Below are 13,965 nucleotides of genomic sequence, written 5' to 3' on the forward strand. Positions count from 1 at the left end.
CCTAATATTCATCTTATTCTTTGTTAATGTTGGCACTACGCCATAAATAAAATATTGTAGGTAGCACTAAAAGCGTTAATAACAAAGCACTTACCATTCCACCAACCATAGGTGCAGCAATGCGACTCATCACTTCTGAGCCGGTACCTGTGCCATATAAAATTGGCAATAAGCCGACAATAATTGAAAGCGCCGTCATCATAACAGGCCTAACACGCTTGCCTGCCCCCATTAATACGGCTTGATAAACCGCTTGCTTGGTTAAGGTTGCTTTATTGGCTTTACAACTTAGCAAAACATCATGATATGCTTGGTTTAAGTAAACTAACATTATGACACCAATTTCAACAGCTACACCAGCTAGGGCGATAAATCCAACTCCCACCGCCACAGAAAAATTGTACCCTTCAATATACATTAGCCACATACTACCCACCATAGCGAGCGGCAAAGTACCCATGATCATGGCCACTTCAATAATATTTTTAAAGTTCACATACAATAGAATAATAATAATGGCTAAAGTAAGTGGCACAACATAGCTTAATTTTTCTTTCGCACGTTGCATATATTCATATTGTCCCGCCCAAGTAATGGAATACCCTGCGGGTAATACAAGTTGCTCTTTTAAGACACGTTGCGCATTTTCAATATAGTGGCCAATATCAACACCACCCTGCCCTTTTTGTTTTATATCTATGTACGACCAACCCGTTAAACGGGCATTCTCTGATTTAATGCCAGGAGGACCATCTTCAATGAAAATATTAGCAACATCACCAAGCACTATACGCTGGCCATTAGGGGTAACGATGGGTAGCTTAGCTAATTGCTCTGGCGAATCTCGGTACGCCTGCGGATATCGCAAACTAATGGGGTAACGCTCTAGCCCCTCAACCGTTTTACTTACATTCATGCCACCAATGGCCGTTGCAACTACTTGCTGAATATCTGCAATATTTAACCCATACCTAGCAGCTTTAGCTCGTTGTATATCAACTTTAATATAACGTCCACCAGCAACACGTTCTGAATATACCGATGCTGTACCCTGAACATCAGCCAAGATGTTTTCTATTTGCTGCCCTATACGCTGAATTTCACCTAAATCAGGACCTGATATCTTAATACCTACAGGTGTTTTGATGCCTGTTGCTAACATATCAATACGCGTTTTAATTGGCATAACCCAAGCATTAGTAACACCAGGTAACTTCACTAACGTATCAAGCTCTTGTTTTAAACTTGCCAAGGTCACGCCTTCTCGCCACAGTGCCCGAGGCTTTAATTGAATATAACTTTCAATCATAGTGAGTGGCGCAGAATCTGTTGCAGTTTCTGCACGACCTACTTTTCCTAAAACAGACTCCACCTCTGGAATACTGTAAATTAATTTATCTGTTTGCTGTAATAGCTGCCTTGCTTGGCCGATGGAAATTCCAGGGTACGTGGTCGGCATATACATCAAATCCCCTTCATCGAGAGGAGGAATAAATTCACTGCCAATTTTATTGACCGGCCACAAGCCAAGCAAAACAAATAACACTGCTGACACTAAGGTAGTTTTAGGGTAATTAAGTACCGTTTTTAACAGCGGAAGGTATAAGAAGGTAAGTAATTTATTTACCGGATTATCATGCTCTTTGACTATTTTACCTCGAATAAAATACCCCATGAGTACAGGTACTAAAGTAATCGCTAAGGCTGCGGCGGCTGCCATGGCATAAGTTTTAGTAAAGGCCAAGGGAGAGAACATGCGGCCTTCTTGAGCTTCTAAAGTAAAGACAGGTAAAAAGCTTACGGTAATAATGAGCAAGCTAAAAAACAAAGCGGGCCCTACCTCGGTTGCTGAGTCAATCACAATTTGCCAGCGTTTATGACTTGATATCTTGCTCCCTTCAGGCTGTGCTTCAATATGCTTGTGCATATTTTCAATCATGACGATAGCACCATCTATCATGGCACCAATGGCAATTGCGATGCCCCCTAAAGACATGATATTGGCATTTAAACCTTGTAAATGCATCACTATAAATGCAGTGAGAATACCTACAGGTAAGCTGATAATAGCGACCAATGAAGAGCGAACATGGAATAAAAAAACCATGCACACTAAGGCAACAACAATAAACTCCTCAACTAATTTATCAGATAAGTTAGTAACTGCACGCTCGATTAATGCCGAACGATCATACACAGGGATAACTTCTACGCCTTCAGGTAGCCCTTGCTTTAATTGTGCTAGCTTTGCTTTTACCCCTTTAATGACTTGCTGAGCATTCTCGCCATAGCGCATAACCACAATTCCGCCAACAGTTTCTCCTTTACCATTAAGCTCTGCTATACCACGACGCATTTGTGGGCCGATAACCACATCAGCGACATCTTTTAATAAGATTGGCGTGCCATTTCGGTTAGCGCCTAAAGGAATGTTTTCTAGGTCTTGAGGGCTTTTTATATAGCCTGTTGCCCTGACTATATACTCCGCTTCAGCCATTTCGATCACTGATGCGCCAATTTCTTGATTGCCTTGCTTAATTGCCGTTTGTATCAGTGACAAAGGTATATCAAATGCGCGTAATTTATCTGGGTTAACTTGTACTTGATATTGTTTAACCATACCACCAAGCACACTAACTTCAGACACGCCAGTAACCGTTTGTAATTCATACTTTAAGAACCAATCTTGTATGCTTCTTAATTGACTAATATCATGCTGCCCAGTTTTATCAACTAAGGCATACAGATAAACCCAACCTACGCCCGTTGCATCAGGGCCCAATTGTGGTGTGGCACTTTTGGGTAAACTCGCTGAAACTTGACTTAAATACTCCAAAACTCGGGTACGCGCCCAATATAAATCTGTTTTTTCATTAAAAATGACATAAACATATGAGTCACCAAAAAAAGAAAAACCTCTTACTGTTTCAGCGCCAGGCACAGATAACATTGCGGTTGTTAACGGGTAGGTCACTTGGTCTTCAACAACTTGTGGCGCTTGACCAGGATAACTGGTTTTAATGATCACTTGCACATCAGATAAATCAGGTAGCGCATCTACCGGCGTTTGTTTTATCGAATATAGCCCTGATAAAACCAACATAACACTGGCAATGAGTACCAGCACACGATTATGCACAGACCATCGAATAATTGCGGCAATCATGGCTTACTCCTGCTTAACACTTAATGAAAAATGAGTAATGACAAAATCACCATCACGAATCTCAAAGCTAAAATCGATGTTGTCACCGACTTGCAATTCATTCAAATCAATAGATTCAGCAAAAATAAAATCCATCGTTGCTGCAGGTCTATTCCATTTAGCAATGGCCTCGCGCGAGATATTAGCCATGTTATGCTGTGGCATAAGTACGTTAATAACACCCGAAGTTTCCGCTTTACTTGCTGGTTCAGATTCACGGTCTTCTTGCGATTTTACGGAGTGATGTAAGCGCATAAAGTCAGAAGACTTGCTCGACTCAGAATCCAGTAAAAATTGTGCAGAAGTTACTACATCATCGCCTTCATAAAGTCCTGATAATATCTCAACAAAGTACTGGTCAAAACGACCAGAGCTCACTTCAACTGATTTAAAATGCCCATCACCAAGCGCTAATACAACACGAGATTGATTACCTGTTCGAATAAGTGCTTCTTTAGGAATGACTAACCTTTCTTGATTATCACTGGCGTGGATAACAACCTGTGCAAACATATTAGGCTTAAATTGACCGTGACGATTATCTAGCCTGATACGTACTTTAATGGTGCGTGTTTGCTTTGCCAGCACAGGATATACGTAATCAACTTCCCCTAGAAAGGCTTTGCCAGGTAAATAATCCATGGTCAAAGTCACTGGGCTGCCTTGATGCACTTGTGTAGCTTGTCGCTCAAATACTTCTGCCTCTAACCAAACTTGAGATAAATCACCAATAGACATAAGCGTTGCACCAGGCTTTACATAAAAGCCCTCACGAATGTTTAAGTTCTCGACCACGCCATTATGAGGTGCATAAAAGGTAATGCTTTGTTTTACATTCTTAAATCGTTGTATTTCTTCAATAGCTGACTTGGGCAATTGCAGTGCAACTAACCTGTTTTTTGCCGCGGTTATTAACCTTTGGTTATTGCGCGACAGTGCCAACAATAATTCTTCTTGAGCATTAACCAGCTGAGGAGAATAAATATCATAAAGAGGCTGGCCTTTTGTCACCATAGCCCCTGTTGTTTTCACATAAAGCTTTTCTATCCAGCCATCAACTCTCGGATGAATATGATGTAATTTATCTTCATCATAAGTGACATAACCTACAGTCTTTATTTCATTATTAAGGATATCTTTTTTAACGGTGGCTGTTCTGACACCAAGGTTATTAACAACATCAGCAGAAATTCTAATTGTGCCTACACCTTCATCTATTGATGAACTCGAGTCTTGGTAAACCGGTACTAAATCCATACCCATTGGAGATTTCCCCGGTTCATCACGACGGTAATTAGCATCCATAGGCGCGACCCAATACAAAGGCTTTTCAGCTTCATTTTTTTCTGAGCTTTCTGAACTATCATCCGATGCTTTTATGAATGAAGAACCAATAGGAATTAATGCCCCGAAAACTAAAGCACCAAGAGCAAAAGCGATAATTAAATACTTTAACTGAATATGTTGAAATTTATTGTTCATAACTAACTCCCTGAGCCAGCTTTTGGTTTGACTGTTGAGAATTTTCATTGGTTAACGTACCAACAAAAAAATAATTAATTTCTAGAATGAGTTTCTGCTTAGTAACGTCAATAGACAATTGCTCTAATTGGGCCGTTAATACTGCAATCCTTGCCCGCACCACTTCAGCAAAATCTCCCGCCTCATTGGTATAAGCGGTTAACGATGCTTGAACTTGATCATGGATTTGCGGTAATAATTTATCTTTATATAAATCAAGTCGTTTGTTTAATCTTAATAATCGTTCTTTTGCACTAAAAAATCCTGTTAGCATCTCTCTTAATAATAATTGCTTTTCTGTTTTGACTGCTTGCGTTTGAGAATAACTAGACATCACCGATTTATCTTGCTTATTCTCAGTAAACAACGGCAAGTCAAAAGTCACTCCAACAGAGAAAAGATCGGCTCTTGATTGTCCAAAAGGATCATCATCACGATAACCATAACTAGCATTTACTCCCCATTGTGGCTGATATTTTTGCTTGGCTAGCTCTGTCGAAGCCTCACTCATATCAACTTTTTTATCCATTGCTTTTACCGCAGGATGATGAGCAAAATATCCGACTAATACATGATGATTTTCTTGCCTTGATGCCTGCATAGGTTCGCTCGCAAGCAAATCAATATTGGGTAATAAATTCGAGATCATTACTGATGGCTTTAAAGCGGAATCGGCCATTGATTTTTGTTCAAGTTGCACATCAAACAGCCAAGGAGCTAGGCGTCCTTGAATACTGCCTTGTTGCTCTGATAATTGATATAACTTATCTTCTAAGCGCGTTAGCTCCAATTGTGCTCTGACTATGTCTTGCTGTCTTGTTCTTCCTACGCCACTGCCATAACTTGCCTCTGCAACTTGCCCTAATTGCTCAAACAAACTTCTGTTTTGCTCTATTAAGGCAATACTCTGATTAACACGAAATAAATCAAGCCAAAGCTGACCTACTTTAACCGCAACTTTGGCTTTTCTATCAGCCCTCATCAATGGGTATTGCTCGGCTTCAAAGCGCAGCTGTTTTTGCTTGATTGATAAGCTGTTGCCCCGCTCAAACGTTTGCGAAATGCCGAGTTTAAATTGCGTCATAGCCTCTTGCTGAAAATCAAAACCATTGGTGGGTAAATTTGCAATCGCCATAGAAATTTTTGGATCATCTAAGGTGCCTTCTGCATCACTTTTTAATTCGAGGGCTTTTTGACTATGTTTATTTCCATTTAGCCAAGGATCATTTTGCCAAGCTAATTGGATTGATTTTTTCAATGTTAATGGCTCAGCAGTTGCTTTTGCGAAAACCTGTTCTTGACCAACAAACACACTGAATAACACCAACAGTGGTGAAGCTAATTTTTTCATTAAAACTGTTCCTCATAAGAGTCAACTTTGGCATAAATCTCATGACTGCCATCAGCTTTTATGAGCAAAATCTGATAAGGCATAAACTTGTCGCCCACCTCCATTCCTGGTGAGCCAAGAGGCATGGCAGGTGCTGTAAGTCCAATAACGTCTTCATGCTGCTCTGCTAAAAACTTTGTAATATACTTAGCAGGAATATGGCCTTCAAAAAAATATCCTTGTGATGACACTGCAGTATGACAAGAGCGATATCGAGCAGCGATATTAAATTCTTGTTTTATCACGGCCATATTTTCATGATTTATGACATCAGATTGCAGCCCTTGAGAGGACAAGTGAGTTATCCATTTTTCGCAACAGCCACAATTGGCATCTTTATAAACAGTCAGTATTTCAGTCTTCTGACTCACTAAAGTCTGAGGGGCTTTATCAGCTTCAACTGGTGAACAAGCGACAAGTGATGAAAAAACAATTGCGAGGACAAAACGTGGTGCAGTGCGCCACGATAAAAAATTAATCGAAAACATTATGCCTCCAGATGGCAAAATTAATATCTAAGCGTTGAAGCTTAGTCAGCAGAGTAAACTACTAAAACCTTTTTAAAATGGGATCATTACATCAAGCAATACAGTGAATAAACTTTGCCATTCCTTTTTAAGAAATATTGTTAATTGATTTACTGATGTTTAGATGTATAAATTTCAGACGCAGCACTTAAGTTAAAACTTTACTTATAACTTTAGGTGAGTTCTACAGGCACAAAAACGCCGTGCTAGCTAAGGATGGGAGGTCTAAAAAGAGGAGGCATTACTTGCTGAGGCAGCATAAGTGTATTTTGGCTGATTTTATCCGTTATATCGAGGATAACTGACGGAGTTTGCATATTAGATAAAGCAAGCACACTAAAGCAGCCACTGACGAGACACTGGCAATCACTGCTACAGCATTTATCATCAGTATCAGTCATATGGTGTGACATCATCTCCATTGACTGTTTTTGTTGGCTAGTCATATGACCATGATGGGAAGGCATTGACATGGTACTCATACTTTGTGTCTTTGATGCAATCATTTGATAAGACATTAACGACGCAGCCATTCCTTGACCAATAAAGGTCAAAGACACCAGTAGTAAGATTAATGTTCTTTTCACAATAGACAAGAAAGTACCAGCCTGTTCATACCAATTTGAATTCAAATATAAAATAATCCTAGCATTAAGGTAAGTGACAAAGCAAGGTTGCACTTATAAATCACTTGCCCTAATACCTAGAGTAATATTTAAAATAATGCCTAATCAGCAATATACTCAACAACTTCAAGGCCAAAACCAGAAAGCGAGTGATATTTAGTTTGTGAGCTTAATAAGCGCATTTTACTTACTCCTAAGTTTGCTAAGATTTGAGAGCCAACACCTACATTACGAGAGCCAACATGACGATTGATCTCTTTAACTGTTTCTCCGGCATCAATTTTCGCGTACTTCTCAACTAAATTAATTAGTTCGTTAGGAGATTCGTGCTTTCCTAATAAAACCAATACACCACCTTCTTTACCTATTTTTTCTAACGCATCAGCAATAGGCCAAGTTGCTACGCTTTCACGCTGACTATATAACAAGTCTCTAAAGGTATTTTCTAGGTGCACACGCACAAGTGTTGGTTGCTCAGCCTTAATTTCACCTTTTGATAAGGCAAAATGCGCCTGACCATCAATGGTGTCTTTAAATACCGTTAAGTCAAAATCACCGAAAGCAGTAGGTAGTTTACATTGAGAAATGCGCTCAATAGTTGTTTCTGTTGCATTACGATACTCAATTAAATCAGCAATAGTGCCCATTTTTATATCGTGTTTTTGCGCAATCAGTTCTAGATCAGGACGACGCGCCATAGTGCCATCTTCATTCAGAATTTCAACGATAACTGCTGCAGGCTCAAATCCCGCCATCCTAGCGATATCAACACCAGCCTCAGTATGTCCTGCACGATTAAGTACACCACCATCTTTAGCAATCAAAGGAAAGATATGACCCGGTTGCACGATATCTAAATGGGTAGCCTCTTTTGCAGCGGCAGCTAAAACCGTGGTTGCTCTATCAGCTGCCGATATACCGGTAGTAACCCCCGTAGCCGCTTCAATTGACACAGTAAAATTCGTACTAAACTGCGCATCATTTTTATCAACCATTAAAGGCAGTTTTAAAGTTTGACATTTTTCTCGACTCATAGGCATACAAATCAAGCCTCGCCCATGAGTAGCCATAAAATTAATCGCTTCAGGCGTTACTTTTTCAGCAGCCATGATGAAGTCACCTTCATTTTCTCGATCTTCATCGTCCATCAAAATAACCATTTTACCTAGAGCGATATCTTCGATTATTTCCTTTGGGGTATTTAAATTCATGTTGGCCTCTTGCTTGTCGCAACGTATCACATTTGCTGCTTATCTGATTTTATAAAGCCTTGTTATAAGGCTCTAATTTATGAGTTACTTAAGAAAACCTGCTTTAGCTAGCATGGCTTCATTTATGTTTGATTTAGGAGCATCATTTTTACCAAGTTCTTTATTACCTAGTAATAACCTTTCTAAATACCGAGCAATTAAATCCACTTCAATATTTACTTTAGTGCCTGCTTTATAATGAGCAAAAATAGTCTCTTTCACTGTATGTGGCACAATCGTTAAACGAAAACTATCATCGCTTAAAGCATTTATTGTCAGACTGGTACCATCAACAGTAATTGAACCTTTTTCAGCAATATAATGGGCTAAATCGTTTGGCATCGTTAACCAGTATTCAATACTATTACCATTATTGGTAATGGATTTGATTTGTGAAACACCATCGACATGCCCTGATACCATATGACCGCCAAAACGTGTGCTGGCTAGCATTGCCTTTTCTAAATTCACTTGAGCGCCCACTTGATATTCAGCAAAGCCGGTACGGGTTAATGTTTCATTAGACACATCAGCGGTAAAACTGGTTGAATCAAAAGCAATAACCGTTAAACAAATACCATTAGTGGCGATAGAGTCACCTAGCTTAACATCGCCCATATCAAGTGTATTGGTAGCAATAACAAGGCGTGCTCCATTGGCATTTATATCTATTGCTTTAATTGTACCTACGGCTTCAATAATTCCAGTAAACATAGTGTTCTCAATATAATTTTAAATTTGTTAGCTAACTAAGCTTTAGTTAATCAGTTTAGCGGTAATTCTAATATCACGGCCTACCTTGCAGATATCAACAATATCAAGCTCTTTAGCCGCAGATAGTGACTTAATACTTGGCATATTAACGAGACTTTTTGCCTCAGCTCCCATTAATTTAGGCGCTTGATATAAAATAAGTTCATCTACTAAGCCTTGCTCAATAAACGCTCCCGCGAGTTGAGCGCCTGATTCCACCAGCACTTCGTTAAAGCCTTTTTTTGCTAGGCTAAGCAACAAGTCAGCTAAGTCTACTTTAGCTTTAGTATGCTCATTTGACTGATGGTGAGTTTGAATACTTTCACTTACTGTTACATGCTCTACAAAATGTGGCCATTGCTGCGCTTTTTCAAGGCTTGGTTCAATACTTTTATTTTTTGCTACTCCCACAATAATAATAGGAGAGTGTTGCTGAAAAATAGCTAGATCGGGTGTTAATCTATTTTGACTATCAATTATGACTCGTACAGGTTGTCGCACTGTCTCTTTTTTATAGTGATGACGAAGCTCACCAAGCTCCTGCCAGCGCACATTCATTTTAGCATTGTCAACTATCACTGAATCTGCTCCAGTAATAACAGCACAACTTTGCGCTCTTAACCGTTGAACATCTTTTCTAGCATGACTTGCTGTTATCCATTGGCTCTCACCATTAGCCATGGCTGTTTTACCATCTAAACTCGACGCTAACTTACAACGCACATAGGGGAGGTTTTCGCTCATGCGCTTAATAAAACCAGGATTAAGAGCTTTAGCTTCTTGCGCTAATAAGCCAGATTGACTTGTAATACCGGCATTATCCAGCATTGCTAACCCGTTACCCGACACGCTAGGGTTAGGGTCAACCATTGCTGAAACTACACGGCCAACTTTGGCATTAATCAGCCCTTGTGCACAAGGTGGTGTCAAACCAAAATGACTACAAGGTTCTAACGTTACATAAGCAGTACAGCCCTTTAACTGCTCAACAAAGGAGTTAGGAAAGCGTTTTTTTACATCAGCTATTGCGTTAACTTCAGCATGACCTTGGCCTGCTTTTTGATGATAACCCTCACCTATTATTTGATCATTTTGTACAAGAACACAGCCTACACGTGGGTTAGGCGACGTAGTATAAAGCCCCTTTTGCGCTAAACGAATAGCTTGTGCCATATATTCGTAATCTGTTTTTGAAAACGAATAGCCTGTGACTTGCTCTGTGTTGGTCAAATCAAATTACCTTATGACTTTTTTTGACGGGATTTTTTATCTTTGCCATTTTTTTCGCTACCTAGGCGAGCAATTTCATCGGCAAACTCACTAATATCTTCAAACGATAAATACACAGAAGCGAAGCGCAAATACGCGACTTTATCTAGTTCTTTCAATTGCGCCATAATTAAATTACCCAACATTTCACTAGTAATTTCTCGCTCACCTGTCGCGCGCATTTGTGATTTTAGTTTGTTAATTGCTGCTTCTACTTGTTCGGTACCCACAGGTCTTTTTTCAAGGGCTCTCATTAAGCCACTAGCCATTTTTTCTTCATTAAACGGCTCACGTGTTCCATCTCGCTTAATAATGCGCGGCATTACAAGCTCTGCACTTTCAAAGGTAGTATAACGCTCATGGCATGCTAAGCATTCTCTTCTGCGTCTTACTTGGTGACCATCAGCAACTAATCTCGAATCGATAACTTTCGTTTCAAGTGCCGAACAAAAAGGACAATACATAACTTACCTCTATTAAAATATAACCAAAAAAAATGGCCGCTCATTGGCGACCATTTTAATATAATTTTTACTGAATTAGTAAATTAGTTTGCACTATCAACTCGATAGCAACCGTTTCTATTTGTATACAGGGAAACGTGCGCAAAGTTCTTTTACTTTAGCTTGTACAGCTTCAATAACAGATTCATTGTTAATATCGTCTAAGATATCACAAATCCAACCTGTTAAGGCTTGTGTTTCTTCAACACCAAAACCACGACGAGTCACAGCAGGCGTACCTAAACGAAGACCAGAAGTAACAAAAGGAGAACGCGGATCATTTGGTACTGAGTTTTTGTTAACTGTAATATGTGCACGACCTAGCGCAGCATCAGCATCTTTACCTGTGATATCTTTATCAATCAAATCAAGAAGTAACAAGTGGTTTTCTGTACCATTAGATACAACTTTGTAGCCACGTTCTTGTAATACAGCAACCATTGCTTTTGCGTTGTCTAACACTTTTTGTTGGTAAGTTTTAAACTCAGGTGCTAATGCTTCTTTAAATGCAACCGCTTTTGCCGCAATAATATGCATTAATGGACCACCTTGACCGCCTGGGAATACCGCTGAGTTTAATTTTTTATAAACATCTTCGTCATCACAAGCTGAAACAATTAAACCACCACGTGGGCCAGCTAATGTTTTATGTGTTGTTGTGGTAACAACATGGGCATGAGGCACAGGGTTTGGATATAAACCAGCTGCAATAAGACCTGCAACATGAGCCATATCAACCATAAAGTAAGCGCCTACTTTGTCAGCGATCTTACGCATACGAGCCCAATCAACTACGCCAGAGAAAGCAGAGAAACCACCAATAATCATTTCTGGCTTATGTTCTTCAGCTAAGCGCTCTAACTCTTCATAATCAATATCACCTGTTTCTGGGTGTAAACCGTATTGGAACGCTTCGTATGATTTACCAGAGAAGTTCACGTGAGAGCCATGTGTTAAATGACCACCGTGAGCAAGGCTCATCCCTAACACTTTACCGCCTGGAGTAACTAACGCTTGGAATACTGCAGCATTTGCTTGAGAACCGGCATGAGGCTGTACGTTTGCATAGGTTGCACCAAATAACTCTTTAGCACGATCAATCGCTAATTGCTCAGCAATATCAACATATTCACAACCACCGTAGTAACGCTTACCTGGGTAACCTTCGGCGTACTTGTTAGTTAATTGTGAGCCTTGTGCTTCAAGAACACGCGGGCTACAGTAGTTTTCTGAAGCAATTAATTCAATATGCTCTTCTTGACGCTCAACTTCTTTAGTCATTGCTTGATAAAGTTCAGCATCAAAATCTGCAATATTCATATCACGAGTAAACATGTTTTTTCCTCAATTGGCCTGTCAGTGTCAGGAACGGTTAAGAGATTATCCCAAAAATTAATGCGGCGTATTCTGCCTGAAATGAGCCGTTTTGTACATGATAAAAACCATATAGCTTATCTCATTTAGCAATGGATTATGCCGCACTTCCTAGTGTTTAATTCGATAGAAACTTTCACAATACAGATCAAATTTCATAGATAGGGCAATATACCGAATAAAAATCAGAAAGGCAACACAAGAAAAACAGCGTATTCATAAATAAGCAAAATTTAATTCGAAGCCTCTATGTAAAGCTGTTAATTATTCAGACATTAACTGCAAAAGCTGTTGATACTGTTTTTTACGTTTTCGGTGTAAATATTCAAATATAATAAACATGGCCAACATAAAGCCATTTGCAAAAAGTAGGGGGGGAATAATGCTTTTCTCTGTGGTCTCTTCAATAGCAAAAACAAACCAATTCACTAATACAAGAAAAGGAATAAAAGAGTATTTAGACAATTTCATGTAGTTCATTGAAGACCTACAGGCAATTAAAGCATTTTCAATGGCTTTGTCTGGACTATCACACAGTTGACGCCATGTTGCTGCTCGAATTTTTATTTCAAAATAGACAAAAAACACAGAAATTAACGCACCAAAACCAATATAAGTATTAAATGGATCGCCTAATTGATTGTCTATTAAGCCGTAAATAAAAACGACAATTAAACTTAATGTGGCTATCACATTTAACGCAAAGCATAATTTAGCGCCATATGTGCGACGACGTGTTTGCTTTAGCAATGCTTGAATATCTGTTTTTGGTGTAGGTTGCGCCTGCCAATCTTGAGAGAGCTCAGCCCATGTATCATCGAGTACATTCATTTGTTCGTGTGCTTGCGCTGTATTAACTTCTTCATTTTGTTTCGTTAAGCTTTTATTTTCATCATTGTTTGTGTTGGTCATGCTGCCTCCAACATTGTCATTAGTGCAGCTTTTGCTCGCTGCAGCCTTACACCAACTAAATTTGTTGTAATATCTAATACTTCAGCCATTTCTTGATAACTCATGCCTTCAAGTGCCAAAGTGATCACTTGCTGTTGTTCTAGCTTTAATTGACGAATGGCAACAGAAAGGCGTTGCTGTCGTTGCTGCTGGTTTAACTCTTGATAAGGTGTTACTTGGCTATCATCTTGTTCAGCCTCATGGCTTAACTCAGATAAGTCATGAGCAACTTTCACTGATTTGACTGATTTAGCAACATGAGTTGCTAAAATATTATGTGCGATACGAGCAACAAAAGTTTTTACACTGGCATCTTGCCTAAACTTGGGTAAAGCTCGCCATATATTAAGCGCGATATCTTGAAAGAGTTCATCTTGAAGTGCTGGTTTTGCCTCAAAACCATTAATGATATGACGAAGTAACTTCTCATGCTCAGTCATCCATTTTGTAAAGATTACTTGATAATCCAAACCACTATCCTTCGCTTCAACTTGAGCTCTTTTCAATAGTTTGCCAGAGCTTGTCGATATTTTTATTGATTGCGAATTTAACATGATAGTGGTTCGGCTTTCATCTTTTAATTTAACTATTTGTTA

General features: G+C 39.3%; 12 protein-coding genes. All 12 read right to left on the bottom strand.

Annotated elements, in window-relative coordinates; all coding sequences use genetic code 11:
• Nucleotides 1-13 precede the first annotated feature (13 nt).
• The 12 genes from EPA86_RS01750 to EPA86_RS01805 all read right to left on the bottom strand — a co-directional run bounded on the left by EPA86_RS01750 (nucleotide 14) and on the right by EPA86_RS01805 (nucleotide 13,923).
• A complete protein-coding gene (locus EPA86_RS01750) occupies nucleotides 14-3,166 on the bottom strand; it encodes an efflux RND transporter permease subunit (RefSeq protein WP_140601275.1) in 3,153 nt (1,050 codons plus the stop codon).
• Between the two features lie 3 nt (nucleotides 3,167-3,169).
• Entirely contained in the window at nucleotides 3,170-4,687 is a 1,518-nt protein-coding gene (locus EPA86_RS01755; RefSeq protein ID WP_140601277.1) for an efflux RND transporter periplasmic adaptor subunit, read from the bottom strand.
• On the bottom strand, nucleotides 4,677-6,077 hold the full coding sequence (locus EPA86_RS01760; RefSeq protein ID WP_140601279.1) for a TolC family protein: 1,401 nt from the start codon (nucleotides 6,075-6,077) through the stop codon (nucleotides 4,677-4,679). The genes EPA86_RS01755 and EPA86_RS01760 overlap by 11 nt, the downstream gene beginning before the upstream one ends.
• A complete protein-coding gene (locus EPA86_RS01765; protein ID WP_140601281.1) occupies nucleotides 6,077-6,604 on the bottom strand; it encodes a DUF411 domain-containing protein in 528 nt (175 codons plus the stop codon). The genes EPA86_RS01760 and EPA86_RS01765 overlap by 1 nt, the downstream gene beginning before the upstream one ends.
• 245 nt (nucleotides 6,605-6,849) lie before the next feature.
• Entirely contained in the window at nucleotides 6,850-7,275 is a 426-nt protein-coding gene (locus tag EPA86_RS01770) for a CopL family metal-binding regulatory protein (RefSeq protein WP_140601283.1), read from the bottom strand.
• 95 nt (nucleotides 7,276-7,370) lie between these two features.
• Complete coding sequence (ribBA, locus tag EPA86_RS01775) at nucleotides 7,371-8,480, bottom strand: bifunctional 3,4-dihydroxy-2-butanone-4-phosphate synthase/GTP cyclohydrolase II (RefSeq protein WP_140601285.1); 1,110 nt, start codon at nucleotides 8,478-8,480, stop codon at nucleotides 7,371-7,373.
• Between the two features lie 84 nt (nucleotides 8,481-8,564).
• Nucleotides 8,565-9,233: a riboflavin synthase gene (locus EPA86_RS01780; RefSeq protein WP_140601287.1), complete on the bottom strand. Its 669-nt coding sequence runs from the start codon at nucleotides 9,231-9,233 to the stop codon at nucleotides 8,565-8,567.
• Nucleotides 9,234-9,275: 42 nt separating this feature from the next.
• Nucleotides 9,276-10,502 carry a bifunctional diaminohydroxyphosphoribosylaminopyrimidine deaminase/5-amino-6-(5-phosphoribosylamino)uracil reductase RibD gene (ribD, locus tag EPA86_RS01785; protein ID WP_281284847.1) on the bottom strand — a complete coding sequence of 409 codons (1,227 nt, stop codon included), beginning with the start codon at nucleotides 10,500-10,502 and terminating at the stop codon, nucleotides 9,276-9,278.
• An 11-nt stretch (nucleotides 10,503-10,513) separates the two neighbouring features.
• Nucleotides 10,514-11,005 (bottom strand): transcriptional regulator NrdR, encoded by a 492-nt coding sequence (nrdR, locus tag EPA86_RS01790; protein ID WP_140601290.1) that lies wholly within the window; start codon nucleotides 11,003-11,005, stop codon nucleotides 10,514-10,516.
• A 117-nt stretch (nucleotides 11,006-11,122) separates the two neighbouring features.
• A complete protein-coding gene (glyA, locus tag EPA86_RS01795; RefSeq protein ID WP_140601292.1) occupies nucleotides 11,123-12,379 on the bottom strand; it encodes a serine hydroxymethyltransferase in 1,257 nt (418 codons plus the stop codon).
• Between the two features lie 303 nt (nucleotides 12,380-12,682).
• Nucleotides 12,683-13,330, bottom strand: coding sequence for a hypothetical protein (locus EPA86_RS01800; protein ID WP_140601294.1), 648 nt, complete (start codon nucleotides 13,328-13,330; stop codon nucleotides 12,683-12,685).
• Nucleotides 13,327-13,923, bottom strand: a complete 597-nt coding sequence (locus EPA86_RS01805) for an RNA polymerase sigma factor (RefSeq protein ID WP_140601296.1) — start codon at nucleotides 13,921-13,923, stop codon at nucleotides 13,327-13,329. Before EPA86_RS01805 ends, EPA86_RS01800 begins: the two co-directional genes overlap by 4 nt.
• Between the last annotated feature and the right edge of the window lie 42 nt (nucleotides 13,924-13,965).

The organism is Litorilituus lipolyticus (assembly GCF_006439335.1).
Classification (GTDB): Bacteria; Pseudomonadota; Gammaproteobacteria; order Enterobacterales; family Alteromonadaceae; genus Colwellia; species Colwellia lipolytica.